This window comes from Citrobacter pasteurii (genome assembly GCF_019047765.1).
GTDB classification, from domain to species: domain Bacteria; phylum Pseudomonadota; class Gammaproteobacteria; order Enterobacterales; family Enterobacteriaceae; genus Citrobacter; species Citrobacter pasteurii.
In genome coordinates this window covers 3,175,984-3,189,898 of record NZ_CP077262.1, presented here as the reverse complement: position 1 = coordinate 3,189,898, position 13,915 = coordinate 3,175,984, and the positions used below count along the sequence as shown (strand labels likewise).

Here is a 13,915-nt window from a genome sequence, read left to right as displayed (position 1 = left end):
ATCAGCATGGAAAGCGTAATGGCGGAATCAAATCACTTATCGATAGAGCCGGCCAATTGCCTTGATGGCTGCGATTTTAATCTCCAGATCATCACTTTGACTTAGTTTATGTAGTTCTTGTGAAATGTTATCCGCCTGGCACCTACCTTCGCCTAACGCATAGATTGCAGCAAGTTTGATGTCCTTAGACGGGGTCATCATCTGAAACAGTAACATGTTAGCTATCGGGTGTGGCATGCCCATAATTTTTCCTTTTCATGAAATAACAATGATACCCACCGACAAGCCGGAAATGTGCAGCCGCAAGTACCCCATCGGTTCAACTTACTAATATCCTGCAATTCAAAGGCAAAAACTAGAGGACGTTATGGCAAAACCGGACTGGGAGGCTATCGAGATACGGTGCGCGTACCCTGCGAGGGAAGGCCTCCAACGAATTTGAATCAATTATATGATCCCAAGTTGTGGTTAAGGTAAAGAGAGAATGACACTTGAGTATTCAAAGTGTCACTGTTCTGTATCAACGGTCGTCAAACACCGAGAATGGCTACAACTGCTGGTAGTAGTGTTAATACTGCGCCAATGATGATTTTGGGACGGGTGGTTATTTTAAGGTTGGATGCTCCAGCCTGCAAAGATGTAATTGCTAACGCTAAAAGAACAATAGATAACTGAGGGTTGCTGTCTACAGCTATACATGAAAACACTATCGCTACGAGATAAATAATGAATGACACAACGAATACAAACACCCGAAGCCCATAGTGCTCAGGTAGAAAGTCATCTCTAAAATTCATATTTTTTCACCATCACGGATATGCATATGGCACTCACCGACAAACAAGAAATGTTCTGTCGCGAGTACCTCATCGATTTGAATGCCACACAAGCGGCTATTCGGGCGGGGTACAGCGTTAAAACCGCCCGTAAGACTGGCAGTGAAAACCTCACAAAACCAGACATTCAGGATCGCATTGGCGAGCTGAAGTCACAACGCTGTGAATTGGTAGGTATCGACGCTGCATATGTGCTCCGTCGCTTAGTTGAGATCGACCAGATGGACGTTCTGGACATTCTAAACGACGACGGTAGCCTGAGGCCGATCAGTTCGTGGCCAAAAGCCTGGCGAACGTCGCTAACCGGCCTGGACATCAGCACCACGATTCAGAACTTTGACGAGGAAACGGCGGAGACCATTCTCAAAAAGGTTAAGTGGCCGGATAAGGTCAAGAACCTTGAACTGCTCGGCAAGCACATTAAGGTGCAGGCATTCAAAGAACAGGTTGAGCAGAAGGTCTCGGCAACCCACAGCATCATGCCGGTCCCGTCCTGCGATAACGTAGATGACTGGGAAAAGGCAGCACAGAAACAGCAAGGTGAGGTATTAGGTGGATGAATTACAAAGCCGTCTGGAAACCTCTGCCGGGATCGCAATCGCTCTCCCTGAGTTGCCCGTGTAACGAAATCCTCTATGAAGGTACGCGTGGTCCGGGTAAAACTGCTGCGCAGCTGGCGCGCTTTCGTCGCCTGGTTGGCTTGGGCTATGGCTCGTTCTGGCGTGGCGTCATTTTTGATACCGAGTATAAAAACCTCACCGACATCATTACCCAGTCAAAGCGTATGTATCGCCTGTTTAACGACGGTGCACGCTATCTGGCGTCAGCATCTGAACTGCGCTGGGTATGGCCGACCGGCGAAGAACTGCTCTTTCGATTCGGGAAAGAAGAGAGTGACTACTGGGACTACCACGGTCAGGAGTTCCCGTTCATCGGATTCAACGAGCTGACCAAGCAGCAGTCGGCAGAGTTTTACGAAATGATGTTCTCCTGCCGACGCTCATCGTTCCGGCCAGAGAACTACCCGTTGGCTGGTGGCAACCTGTTGAAGCCGATACCCCTGGAAACATTCAGCACGACTAACCCGTTCGGCATCGGCCACACATGGGTGAAGAAGCGCTTCATTGAGCCAGCGCCCCGCGGCACCATCATTCGTGAAACGCAGAAGGTGTTTAACCCGCAAACAGAGCGCGAAGAGGATGTGACGCTTACCCGCGTGGCGATACACGGTTCGTTCAAAGAAAACCCGTATCTGGATCCGCAGTACATCGCAACGCTGATGGCGATTAAAGACCCGAACCGGCGAAAAGCATGGGTTGAGGGTTCCTGGGACGTTACCAGCGGCGGGCGCTTTGACCACCTGTGGAATGCGTCACTGCACGTTATCAAGCCGTTCCGTATACCGGATAGCTGGACCGTTGACCGTTCACATGACTGGGGTGAATCAAAGCCGTTCTCTAATCTCTGGTGGGCTCGCACGGATGGCGCTGTCGCGACGCTGCCTGATGGACGTCAATTCTGCCCGCCCGCCGGGTCTCTGATTCTGATTGGCGAGTGGTACGGTTGCCCGCCTGACGAACTGAATAAAGGGCTGAACATGTCATCTACCAACGTCGCAAAAGGCGTCGCGTGGATTGATAAGCGGCTAACAGGCCAGGAAGTTGACGAACCTGACGAGATAAAACTCGATGGTGTCACTCAGGGACAACTCAATATTATGCCGGGTATCTGCAAAAAGGTTGTACCCGGCCCGGCCGATAGCGCGATCTACAATACTGGCGATGATGAACTCTCTATCGCTCAGAAAATGGAAGTGCAGGGCGTCAAATGGGTTGAGGCCAACAAAAAACCCGGTTCTCGCGTTAATGGTGTCGCGTTGTTCGCCGACATGCTGGAGGCGGTTGTTGAAGGCAAAAAACTGGAATCCGGGATACCAGAAAAACCCGCGTTTTATGTTTTTGATTACTGCCGTGGCTGGATAAGCCGTATTCCTGTGCTCGTCCGCGACAGCAAAAATCCTGATGACGTTGACACGCAGCAGGAAGATCACGACTGGGACGGAACTCGTTATGAAGTTCTGCATTCACCGCCGAAGAAAGTCGGCAAAGTCACCAAACTTCGGATGTAAACCATGCCAGATATTTCGACACCCAACCTCGACTATAACGACATGGTTGAGGCGTGGGACATTAACGATGCTCTGATGGGCGGCACGCTGGAAATGCGCCGGCAGGGCGAAGCCTACCTACCTCGCTGGCCGCGCGAGGATAAAGAGGACTATAAGAAACGCCTGTCTGTTGCGACGCTGCTCCCGGCCTACGAAGAAAGCATTAAGCAAAATACCGGGCGTGTATTTGCTGAGCCAACCGTGTTAAGCGAAAAAACGCCGGAAAAAATCAAAAATTATGCCGAAAACATCGATATGGAAGGCAGTCGCCTTGATGTCTGGGCGCAGCAATTCTTCAGCCTGGCATTTCAGTACGGTCTTGCCCATGCGCTGGTGGATTATCCACGTACCAACGCTGAAGAAATTCGCACAAAAGCAGATGAACAGGCTGCTGGTGGTCGCCCATATGTAACGATGCTGAACCCTCGCCAGGTGATTGGGTGGAAATCAAAGGTTGTCAGCGGAAAGGTTGTGCTCACTGAGTTGCGCGTAAAAGAAGTCATTGTTGTGGATGGTGACGACTTCGGGCAAACCAAAGTTGAGCAGATCCGCCACATCATGCCGCGTAAAGTGGAAATCTGGCGCCGTAACAAAGGTGATGGTGGGGAATCCACATGGACTCTTTACGAAGATTGGGAAACCAGCCGTGACGACATTACCCTTGTAACGCTCTACACCAAAAAAACCGGGTTTATGCGCGGTTCTCCACCACTGCTGAATCTGGCATTGCTGAACATCAAGCACTGGCAAAGCCAGAGTGAGCAGGACAACATTCTTCATGTTGTGCGTGTGCCGCTTCTGTCTGTTTTTGGCCTGGAAGACGATCAGGAACTGGTCATTGGCTCATCCAGCGCTACTAAATTCAGTGACCGCGCAAAACAGGGTATGGAATACACCGAGCATACCGGCGCCGCCATCGAGTCAGGTGAAACATCACTGGAAAATCTGGAAAACCAGATGCGCCAGGCGGGCGCGAAGCTGCTGCGTGCAGAAAACACATCAACAAAATCTGACGACCAGACGCATGAAGAGCATATGCAGGAAAACTCGCCGCTGTACACCATGGCGAGTTCGCTGGAGGATGCACTTGATAACATTCTGCAAATCATGGCCGAGTGGATTGGTGAAAGTGATGGCGGCAATGTTGATGTGCGTACAGAGCTGGATGTTTCTGCTCAGACGTTCGATTCATCTGCTGCTATGGCCGTTCAGTCCCTGCGACAGGGTGGTGACATTCGCCAGGTTGATGCTGTTCGCGTGCTCCAGGCGCTTAAATTCATCGACCCTGACGCGAAGCCGGATGATGTGATCGACGAGCTGAAAAACCAGCAGGTAACACTGATGGGTGGTAACGATGGCAACGGTTAACGATCAACTGCGTGACGAGTCCATAGCACACGCTATCTGGATTAGTCGTTACAGTACCGGCGTTGCCAGTCGAATGGTGAAACTGCTCAACGAAAGTGATGCTGAACTGACGGCGCGCCTGCTGGTGGCGATGGATGGCATAGAGCTGAATAGCTTTACTGTCACACGTCTTGAAGCACTGCTGGCGAGTGTGCGGGAAATTAACCGCACTGCGATAAACGGCATGTTTTCCAGCCTGTCTACTGAACTGAATGACCTGGCACAACATGAGGCTGGGTATCAGTTGAGTCTCTTTGATGCGCTGTTGCCGGAGTTCGTGACCGACGTTCATCCGTTGGTTGGTATTTCTCCAGACGCTGTTTATGCTGCGGCGTTGGCACAGCCATTTCAGGGTCGATTGCTTAGCGAGTGGGCATCAAACCTCGAAGCGGATCGCCTCAACCGCATCAGTAACGCAGTGCGACAGGGCTTTTTGCTGGGAGATACAAACGAGCAGATAGCGCGCAAGGTTCGCGGCCACGCCAATCGTGGCTATCAGGATGGCGCATTGCAACTGAGTCGCGCCAATGCCGCCAGTATCGCGAAAACGGCGGTGGGGCATCTTGCGGCGACGGCGCGTAACAGCTTTGCTGACGCCAATAATGACCTGATGAAGGGTAAGCAGTGGCTTTCCACCCTGGACAACCGAACGACGCAGATGTGCAGGATTCGTGACCGCCTTAAGTACACGCTGGATAACAAGCCGATTGGTCACAAAATCCCGTATCTACAAGGGCCTGGAAAAATTCATTTCTGCTGCCGTTCCACTGAAACCTTCATCCTCAAATCAGCGAAAGAGTTGGGTATCGATGTGCGCGATATCCCGCCAGCGGAACGCGCCAGCATGGATGGTGTTGTGCCCGGCGATACCAACTATCAGGAATGGTTCTCGCGTCAGTCGTTCGATCGCCAGAAGCAAATCGTTGGCGAGAAGCGCGCCCGGTTGATTCGTGATGGTGGCATGTCTCCTGATGAGTTCTACACCGACAAAGGCGAATGGCTGACGTTGGCGCAGTTGCGTGAACGTGACGCGCAGGCGTTCAGGGATGCAGGGCTTTAATCTTCAATAAATCACAACAGGCTGCCTCCGGGCGGCCTTTTTTATGGCCGCAATCCGGATGGTGAGCGGTGCAACGGTCGGATGACCAAATCAAAGGTAACAACATGAAACTGAAGACAGTAGAAGTAAACGGTAAGCACTACGCAGAAGTCGATGCTAACGGTCTGCCGGTTTACGTGCATGACGACGGGAAAGAAATTGGCTTCGATGCTGCTCAGGCTGTCAGCAAAATCTCGTCGCTGAATGGCGAGGCTAAATCCCATCGCGAAGCCAAAGAAACTGCCGAAGCCAGCCTGGCTAAATTTGCCAAAATTGGTGACCCGACGAAGGCACTCGAAGCGCTGGATATGATGACCAAAATTGACCAGAAAAAACTGATCGACGCGGGTGCCGTTGACCAGGTGAAAGCGGATATCACCAAAGCGTTTCAGACTCAGCTCGATGAAGCCACTCTGCGCGCGACCACCCTCGAAGGCCAGCTCTATCAGGAAATGATCGGCGGCCGGTTCTCTGGCTCAAAATTCATCGCAGACAAAGTCGCAATCCCGTCCGACATGCTCCAGGCCCGCTTTGGTCAGTCGTTCAAAGTTGAGGATGGCAAAGTTGTTGCGTATGACGGCTCTGGCAACAAAATTTACTCCCGCTCTAAGCCGGGTGAGCTGGCGGCCTTTGATGAGGCGCTGGAATTTCTGGTGGAGCAGTACCCGCAAAAAGACCACATCCTGAAGGCCAGCGGTAATCAGGGTACTGGTTCGCGCCAAACACAGCATGCTTCCGGGCAGAAGACAATGAAACGTGACTCGTTCACCAGTCTGAGTCCGGCAGATCAGCAATCCACCCTCAAAGACGGTATCACCATCGTCGATTAATTTTTTGCCAGTCGTCGGATGGCGGCTGGTGCCAGAGCTGGATAGCTCAACCAACCCTATATTTAAATCTCCAAGGAATCCATACACATGGCTAACACACTTACCGGGTTGATCCCGACTATCTTTACGGCTCTGGATACCGTTTCTCGCGAGCAGGTCGGTCTTATTCCTGCCGTATCGCGCAATGCAAAAGCTGATGCGGCGGCGAAAGGGCAAACTGTCAGTGCGCCGGTGGCACCGCCAGCGGAAACGGTTGATATCGAACCTGGCGCTACTGCGCCGAATGACGGTGATCAGACAATCGGCAACGTTGATGTCAAAATCACCAAATCCAAAATGGCCCCGGTTAAATGGAATGGAGAAGAGCAACTGGCACTGGGGCCAGCTGGCACCTACAACACTATTCTGGCGGATCAGTTCACCCAAGCCTTTCGTGCGCTGGCAAATGAGATGGATGCAGATCTCGCAGCTTTGTATTACGCCTCATCGCGGGCAGTTGGTACTGCTGGAACAGCGCCATTCGGTATTGCATCCGATCTGTCTGATGCAGCGAATGCACGCCAGGTACTGTCAGACAATGGCGCCCCGACCACTAATTTACAAATGGTGCTGGGTTCTTCTGCTGTTGCTAATCTCCGCGGTAAACAGGCCGTGCTGTTCAAGGTAAACGAGTCCGGCACTGATGCGCTTCTGCGTGAAGGTGTGATTGGTCGCCTGGAAGGTTTCAACATCCACGAATCAGCGCATGTTAAGAAACGCGCTGCATCTCCGGCTACGGGGTACCTAGTGAATGGAGCTAAAGCTGAAGGCGATATCCTGATTGCGATTGATACCGGTACAGGCGCTTTCGCAGCAGGTGACATTGTGACGTTCGACGAGGATAGCAATAAATACCTGGTTGCTGCCGCGACTGCCACGACTATCACCCTGGCCGCTCCGGGATTACGTCAGACGCTGGCCGATAATACCGCTATTACTGCTGGTGGCTCCTACACCGCGAATATGGCATTTGATCGCAACGCCTTCCTTCTGGCATCCCGAACCCCGGCAATGCCGAAGGGCGGCGACACCGCGGATGACGTGATGAACGCTACCGACCCGGTATCTGGTATTACTTACCAGGTCGCGCTGTACCGTCAGTACCGACAGGTGCGTTACGAAGTCGGTTTGTCCTGGGGCGTCGCAGCAATTAAACCAGAACATTCTGTTGTGTTGCTGGGTTAACCACCATGGGGCTTCGGCCCCTTTCTTAATGGAGGACAAATGGCCGGATTAACTAAAGAGCAGCGCGTTCAGCGTGCTGCAGAAAAGCTTACCGCTAAACGGACTACGCAAAACAATTCTGAGCAGCAGGAGCAGGGTGTTCAGTTGGTTGCTATGTTCACTGACTTCCCGGCATTCCCCGGCGCGCCTACCACCGCAGATGTGCATCCTGACGAAGTAGAAAACTGGAAGGCGGCAGGCTGGCGCGTAGAGGAGTGATTCATGATCACCTACATCACAGTGGCGGACGTTGATCAGATACTCGGTGCCGACTGGACTAATCCCAGTAAAAAATCAAAATCGGTACTGATGGCTAACACCTGGATGAATGGCCTCAACCTGAAAATGCCCTGCGATAACAGGACTCACGAAGTCATTATTCCTGATGATGTTAAGCAGGCTGGCGCATATGCGGCGCAGGCGGCAGCAAATGGCGGGCTGTATCAGCAGAAAACAAACTCTGGTTCTTTGCTGAGCAATTCCGTTGATGCCGACGGCGTGAGCGTATCAAAGACATTCGCTGAACTTGCGGTTAATAGCACTGCGCTTCTTGATTCCGATCTGCAACTGGCGCTGGCGATGCTCAAGCCATATGGCGTCAATCAGTCCCAAATAAGGCTGGTGAGGGGGTAACGTGAGAAACATCATCAATCCTGGCATCCATTATGCCGGTGATGGCCGTGGGCGTCGCGATGTGTTCGTGAACGGGCACCAGATAAACCATGTCGTTTATGCGAATAAGAGAAAGGGGATTGTCGAATTCGCTCCGCATCCACTCCGGGCAAAACGAAATGGCGAGGTGTATACGCGAAAATTACGTGGTGTAGTCACTGTTGAGTTCCGGCAATGCAATGGTGTCCATCATGGGCATTCGTGACGAGCTTCAGACCGAAATCGCCGCAGCGTTCGATGACGATCTTGCCGACGCCGTTAACAACTTTACCGGCTCTTACGTCATCCAAACCGGATGGGACCCGGTAACGGAAACAGGCGGTGAAACCACCGTGACCTATACCGGGCGCGGTGTGCTGTTGCGGTACAAACTAAACCGTATCGATGGCGTCAATATCCTGCACGGCGACCTGAAATTAACCGCGCTGACAAATGAAGTTACCGACGAACCGAAAGTCGATCACATCATCACTGCACCAGACCTGATTACCGGCGAACAGCAGCGCTACAAGGTCATTACGGCAGGAACCGATCCGGCGAAAGCAACATATTCCATTCAGTTGCGGAGGGCGTGACATGGCTAAGGCCTGGAGTCTTGACCCAGCATTATTCGCTGACAAGGTGGAAGAGGATGTCGGAAAACTGCAACGTGTTATAGCCATTCAGTTGCTCAATGAGATCGTTATTCGGTCACCGGTCGGTAACCCTGAAATATGGGCTATCAATAGCATGCAGGTTCAGCAGCGCGACCGGGTTAATGATATCAATGAAGCCCTTCGGAGCAGTGACCGGTTCGGGACCACTGACAAAAACGGTAACCGTCGGATTAAACGAGGCAATAAAGTCAGTCTAGCCGATGCTGAGTACAGCAGTAATGCTGGGAAATTCGGCCCCCAGCGCGTACGCAAGCTAAGGCGCGGACAGGGGGAAATTTATCGACCACTAGGCTATCGCGCGGGGACTTTCCGGGCATCGCATTTTGTTAGCATTGGCTCTCCAAGCAATTACGTGCCAAGCGAGCCAGATCCGAATGGTGCAAACACTATAAATAACGGGACGTCGACAATTCTTGCGGCGCCAAGTTATTCGGTCATCTACATCCAGTCAAACCTTCCTTATTCCGTACCGCTTGAAAACGGGCACTCAAAGCAGGCACCGGCAGGCGTTTATGCGGTTTCATTTAATGGTGTAACACAGGCCTACAAATGACCCTCACAGAAATTCGTAACGCTGTCATCACCCGAATGACGGCGCAGACGGCTATTGCCTCTGATGCTGTGGATTATCCCAACGGACCCGTATTTGACCCAAGTGGTCGTGATATCTGGGCTCGCTTTACCAATATTTCCGGACTGGCCGGCGCGAATGAAATCGGTGCTGGCCCCGTCGTTCAGCGCACCGGGGTGCTGATTATTCAGATCTTCGTCCCTGTTGGCTCTGGCACCATCCTCATCACTCAAACAGCAGACAAACTCCGTGAGCTTTTTGAATTTCAGGATGATGGAAAACTCAGTTATTTCGCCGTATCCGCTGTTCCCGCTGGCGAAACGGATGGCTGGTCTCAGTTCAATCTACAAATCCCTTACCGCGCTCTGTAGCGCTTAACTTCGATGGAGGTGACCGCATGTCGAGCGGCGCTAAGGTACTCTCGGCCTTTATCCGGGAGACGACTCCAGGAATTACGCCTGCAGGCGTCTGGAATCTTTTCAAACGTACAAGCTGGGGCGTTGGTCCATCCCAGAATACCAACGACAACGACGAGATCGGCGGCACCCGAATGGCGCAGGGTGCTACGCTGGGAACGGTCGATGTTGGCGGCGATGTCGGGGCAAAATTCCGCTACGGCCAGCATGATGACTTTCTGGCTTCGTGTTTTGGCGCGGAGTGGGCGGGCAACGTGCTGACGATGGGGAATGACCGTATCTCTTTCTCACTTGCGACATACGCTTCGGATGTTGGTATTGCCTCTATCGTTCGTGGCGCGCAAGTAAGTGTGTTCCAGTTGGAAGTTCCTAACGACGGTGACGTTACCGCGACAGTCACATTCGCGGGGCTGGGTTGGGACTCAAAAGCAGATGATACGAGTTACATCAGCGGCACTCCTGCGGATAATGCTGGCGAACTGCGTTACTCGTTCAAAGAGGTCACAGCAATCAACCTGAACGGGATCGACGGTGGTGATGGTTTCTGTATCGATACCTTCAACATCCAGTTCGACAATAACGTCCAGACGCAGCGCTGTATCGGCACCGGTTCACCGTTTGCCGGGGCCAATATCCCGACCACCTTTACGCCTTCAGGTTCGATCACTTTGTCGTGGTCAAAAGCCGCGTGGGAGGTCTGGAGCAAAACGCTTACCGGCGCAACCGTGCCATTCAGTTTCACGCTGGCGAATGACGAAGGTCAGTACAGTTTCACTTTCCCGAAAGTGCAGGTCGCTGGCGACTGGCCGGATGGCGGTAATACCGACATTATCCAGGTTCAACTGGATATCACTGCGGCCGACGAGTCACCGACCATTACCCGCGCTGTTACCGTCCCAGCCACGGCAATCAGCGTAACGCCAGCAACTTCATCAGGTGATGTCGGTACTTCCGTCACGCTGACAGCGAACCTTACCCCGGCTGGTGCGACTGATGCTGTGCAGTGGGAGTCATCAGATCCGACGGTTGCAACGGTGGTATCGACAGGCCAAAAAACCTGCCAAGTAGACAGAGTCGGCGACGGCACCGCAACGATAACCGGAAAAGTGCGAGGCTTCACCGCCACCGCTGAGATTACCGTTACTGAGCCATAAAATTTTCCTTGCCCGTTCCGCTCTGCATGGCGGCGCGGGCATTTTTATGCAGGAGTTTTTAATGATCATCTTAACCCCACGAATTGATATTGGCGGCGAGCGCTGGTTTACACCGCTGAAAGATCTGAAACCCATTGAAGGGCTGAAATTGCTCGTCAGCAGCATTGATAACGACCAGTATCGCTCGCGTAATGCGCTTATACGCCGTCACATTGAAAAAATGGATGCCAGTTACCAGGTGGGAACCAGTGAATTTAACCTTTCAGCTGTCGGGGAAATTGACTCTGCAGACGATCTGCTGATCGACAACTGCGCGCGATACCTGCTGAAAGACTGGAAGGGCGTCGGTGAGCGTGTAGATGGCGAAGAGGTTCCGATTGAATACACGCCGGAACGCGGTGCCGCACTTCTGAAACAGGAACCGGCGATTTACTGGCAAATTCTGGCTGAAGCCGCCAGCATCGCCCAGGGCAAAGAGCAGCAAAAGCAGGAAACCGTAAAAAAGCCTTAGAGGCCCAGAAGTGGATTAATGAATTTGGGGGAGAGCAGGGCGAAAAAGCCAAATGGCGAAGGAAAAAATTAAAACTCCCGCCAGTTCCAGAGCCTGAAATTGACGGAGTAACGGTGGAAATCCTCAACGGTTACGCCATGATATCGCGTGGCAGGCAATATGCTGGCATGGCTGGCGTCCCGCTTCCGTTTTCCCTGGGTGATATTGAGCGCTATCTGGACTCTCGTTCTATTGTGATTGATCGCACTGAGTTTGAAGCCGCCATACTTGCCCTCGATGATGCCTGGCGGGATGAGTGGGTTGCGGAACGGAAGCGGAAGGAAAACGCCAAATAGCTGTGTCGTTGCCTCTTTCTCCCCCTGTGCTAACCTGTGTGCAAATGTTAATGATGGGGATAGGGATGTGAAAAAAATTTTGGTAGTCGGGCTTAGTTTAATGTCATTGATGGGCTGTGATGACAAGTTTCAACTATCAAAGTTAGCTCCACCTAAAGATCCACCTTCTATTGCTGAGATGATAGACACAGGGAAAGAAGAAATGGCGTCAGAATGTAAAAAAGGCGATGTTTCTTTTAACTGCGAATTCCTCACTGGCGATCTGACCGGGACAGGTAAGTGGCATCACACTAAGCTGTATCTCCATAAAAGCGGGCGTGTAGATATGATTGTTGACGGTAATGCCTATTATCAAAGCGATATCAGCAATAGCAGCTTTGCCGGTCAGGAGACTACTTCTTTCACGATGAAAGGCGCTAGTGGAGATCGCGGCGAAGTAAGTCTCGTGAGATCCAATGAAGGAAAATCCTTAAATTTTGAGGCCTATAACAAAGATAATAAACGATTTGTTATGGGTGGGGTTAAGTTGCAGTAGCCCACTCAGGTGGGCTAGGGGTTGGGTTGGTCGAAATCTGAGCTCACCATTCAGAGGGCGCGAGATATTACAGCAATTTATGGTGTAGTGCATTGTAATCAGGATATGTTTTTTGTGCAAAAAGTGCTATTTGTGCGCATTGGTACAGATTGAAACGCATTGGAACGTATTGCGACTTTGTACGAACATGTTGTGATTCTATGATTACCTTAGAGGTAATTTCGGCAAAAATGCCGCTAACTTGCAAACTGGTCATTGCGAACATCGTCGAACGTGGGGCTATCTTGACCAAATGAAGATTGCTTAAAAGTTATAGCTGGCTATAGAATCAGTGTAGATTTCCGCTTTGATTAATGATTTAGAGGTTCAACTATGTTCTGCGAAGAAAGAGTAGCTCAGATAGCTGCCTATCTACTTTCGAAAGAAGGTGGACGCATGGCATATCTGAAGCTCATGAAATTAATGTACCTATCTGATCGTGTTTCAATGGACCGCTTCGGTGAACCATTAACAGGTGATCTGATGGTGGCTATGCCTCATGGGCCTGTCTTGTCACGTTCCTTGGACTTGATGAAAGGAGCTGCTAGAGGAGATGAAGGCTGGAACAACTGGATCACAGATGCTGATCATTACGATCTTCAATTGCAGGAACGCGAAATTCAGCGTGATGATCTTGATGAGCTTAGTGATGCAGACCTTTCTGTTTTAGACTGCGTTTATCAAGATTTCGGGCACATGGGAAAATGGCAAATTCGAGATTATACCCATGATCATTGTGCCGAATGGTGTGACCCGAAAGGCGGTGCCTTTACAATTAATCCTGAAAGTGTGTTTCGTGCGCTAGGAAAGCCGGAGGAACAGGTTAGACATTTAGCGGACAGAATGAGAGAATTCTCAGAACTTGATAGGATAGCCAGTGGGTTGAAATGACAGTGGATTTTTCCCCAGTTCAAAAAGGTACAATACTCCTTCTTTCTGGCTCGAAGGAGCATATCTTTTTTATCTGTAACGATCCGGTCTACTACCCCAAGATGGTGAAAGAAACTTTTCTTGCTGTAAATCTTACTTCAATCACTGATGCTTTTGAGACTGACCCTTCCTGTGTTCTGGATGTAGGCGACCACCCATTTATAAGACATCCCAGCTATGTTTTTTATCGACGAGCTGAGATTTTTGGTGCTGAAACCGTAATTCATGGCGTAACTTCTGGGGATATTCGAGTACATCAGCCGTGTGAAGTAAGTACCTTCCAGCGCATCCTGACTGGATTCGAAATATCTCCACATGTAAAACCAGTGATAAAAAATTACTATCAGAAATATTGTGTTCCCTCTGCGGCAAATGATGCTGCATAATCTGTCTCTGACACGATCACCCTTAATATATTGCTATTAATCAATACATTAATAATTTTGATGAACCCGCTTAACTGCGGGTTTTTTATTACCTGATGCCGAAAGGCG

19 protein-coding genes are annotated in these 13,915 nt (G+C 51.0%); 17 read left to right on the top strand and 2 right to left on the bottom strand.

Going from position 1 to position 13,915, the window contains the following annotated elements; genetic code table 11:
* Positions 1 to 36: 36 nt before the first annotated feature.
* Together I6L54_RS15620 and I6L54_RS15615 are read right to left on the bottom strand one after the other, a co-directional pair.
* The gene (locus tag I6L54_RS15620; protein WP_040233578.1) at positions 37 to 243 is read right to left on the bottom strand and encodes a HEAT repeat domain-containing protein; all 207 of its coding nucleotides are present in this window, start codon (positions 241 to 243) and stop codon (positions 37 to 39) included.
* A gap of 287 nt (positions 244 to 530) precedes the next feature.
* Positions 531 to 797, bottom strand: a complete 267-nt coding sequence (locus tag I6L54_RS15615) for a hypothetical protein (protein ID WP_040233579.1) — start codon at positions 795 to 797, stop codon at positions 531 to 533.
* A 26-nt stretch (positions 798 to 823) separates the two neighbouring features.
* Here I6L54_RS15615 and I6L54_RS15610 point away from each other — a divergent pair, with 26 nt between their 5' ends.
* The 17 genes from I6L54_RS15610 to I6L54_RS15530 all read left to right on the top strand — a co-directional run bounded on the left by I6L54_RS15610 (position 824) and on the right by I6L54_RS15530 (position 13,807).
* Positions 824 to 1,396, top strand: a complete 573-nt coding sequence (locus I6L54_RS15610; protein WP_040233580.1) for a terminase small subunit — start codon at positions 824 to 826, stop codon at positions 1,394 to 1,396.
* Complete coding sequence (locus I6L54_RS15605) at positions 1,393 to 2,964, top strand: terminase large subunit domain-containing protein (RefSeq protein ID WP_040233582.1); 1,572 nt, start codon at positions 1,393 to 1,395, stop codon at positions 2,962 to 2,964. The genes I6L54_RS15610 and I6L54_RS15605 overlap by 4 nt, the downstream gene beginning before the upstream one ends.
* Before the next feature lie 3 nt (positions 2,965 to 2,967).
* A complete protein-coding gene (locus I6L54_RS15600) occupies positions 2,968 to 4,371 on the top strand; it encodes a DUF4055 domain-containing protein (protein ID WP_005121021.1) in 1,404 nt (467 codons plus the stop codon).
* A complete protein-coding gene (locus I6L54_RS15595; protein WP_040233584.1) occupies positions 4,358 to 5,470 on the top strand; it encodes a phage minor head protein in 1,113 nt (370 codons plus the stop codon). The genes I6L54_RS15600 and I6L54_RS15595 overlap by 14 nt, the downstream gene beginning before the upstream one ends.
* Positions 5,471 to 5,574: 104 nt before the next feature.
* Positions 5,575 to 6,339 carry a DUF6651 domain-containing protein gene (locus tag I6L54_RS15590; protein ID WP_005121019.1) on the top strand — a complete coding sequence of 255 codons (765 nt, stop codon included), beginning with the start codon at positions 5,575 to 5,577 and terminating at the stop codon, positions 6,337 to 6,339.
* Between the two features lie 87 nt (positions 6,340 to 6,426).
* A complete protein-coding gene (locus I6L54_RS15585; RefSeq protein ID WP_040233586.1) occupies positions 6,427 to 7,563 on the top strand; it encodes a major capsid protein in 1,137 nt (378 codons plus the stop codon).
* Positions 7,564 to 7,602: 39 nt separating this feature from the next.
* Positions 7,603 to 7,821: a hypothetical protein gene (locus tag I6L54_RS15580; RefSeq protein ID WP_005121017.1), complete on the top strand. Its 219-nt coding sequence runs from the start codon at positions 7,603 to 7,605 to the stop codon at positions 7,819 to 7,821.
* A gap of 3 nt (positions 7,822 to 7,824) precedes the next feature.
* Complete coding sequence (locus tag I6L54_RS15575; protein WP_005121016.1) at positions 7,825 to 8,235, top strand: hypothetical protein; 411 nt, start codon at positions 7,825 to 7,827, stop codon at positions 8,233 to 8,235.
* A 230-nt stretch (positions 8,236 to 8,465) separates the two neighbouring features.
* On the top strand, positions 8,466 to 8,849 hold the full coding sequence (locus I6L54_RS15570; RefSeq protein ID WP_040233587.1) for a hypothetical protein: 384 nt from the start codon (positions 8,466 to 8,468) through the stop codon (positions 8,847 to 8,849).
* Between the two features lies 1 nt (position 8,850).
* Complete coding sequence (locus tag I6L54_RS15565; protein ID WP_040233589.1) at positions 8,851 to 9,483, top strand: hypothetical protein; 633 nt, start codon at positions 8,851 to 8,853, stop codon at positions 9,481 to 9,483.
* Positions 9,480 to 9,872 (top strand): phage tail terminator-like protein, encoded by a 393-nt coding sequence (locus I6L54_RS15560; protein ID WP_005121013.1) that lies wholly within the window; start codon positions 9,480 to 9,482, stop codon positions 9,870 to 9,872. The genes I6L54_RS15565 and I6L54_RS15560 overlap by 4 nt, the downstream gene beginning before the upstream one ends.
* A 26-nt stretch (positions 9,873 to 9,898) precedes the next feature.
* On the top strand, positions 9,899 to 11,071 hold the full coding sequence (locus tag I6L54_RS15555) for a phage tail tube protein (protein WP_040233592.1): 1,173 nt from the start codon (positions 9,899 to 9,901) through the stop codon (positions 11,069 to 11,071).
* Positions 11,072 to 11,132: 61 nt separating this feature from the next.
* Positions 11,133 to 11,582 (top strand): phage-derived protein YdaY family protein, encoded by a 450-nt coding sequence (locus I6L54_RS15550; RefSeq protein ID WP_040233594.1) that lies wholly within the window; start codon positions 11,133 to 11,135, stop codon positions 11,580 to 11,582.
* A gap of 113 nt (positions 11,583 to 11,695) precedes the next feature.
* Positions 11,696 to 11,917 carry a hypothetical protein gene (locus tag I6L54_RS15545; protein WP_233605540.1) on the top strand — a complete coding sequence of 74 codons (222 nt, stop codon included), beginning with the start codon at positions 11,696 to 11,698 and terminating at the stop codon, positions 11,915 to 11,917.
* A 67-nt stretch (positions 11,918 to 11,984) separates the two neighbouring features.
* The gene (locus tag I6L54_RS15540; protein WP_137378436.1) at positions 11,985 to 12,452 is read left to right on the top strand and encodes a hypothetical protein; all 468 of its coding nucleotides are present in this window, start codon (positions 11,985 to 11,987) and stop codon (positions 12,450 to 12,452) included.
* A gap of 435 nt (positions 12,453 to 12,887) precedes the next feature.
* Positions 12,888 to 13,382, top strand: coding sequence for a Panacea domain-containing protein (locus I6L54_RS15535; protein WP_167335602.1), 495 nt, complete (start codon positions 12,888 to 12,890; stop codon positions 13,380 to 13,382).
* On the top strand, positions 13,379 to 13,807 hold the full coding sequence (locus tag I6L54_RS15530; protein ID WP_072041508.1) for a hypothetical protein: 429 nt from the start codon (positions 13,379 to 13,381) through the stop codon (positions 13,805 to 13,807). The genes I6L54_RS15535 and I6L54_RS15530 overlap by 4 nt, the downstream gene beginning before the upstream one ends.
* Positions 13,808 to 13,915: the final 108 nt, after the last annotated feature.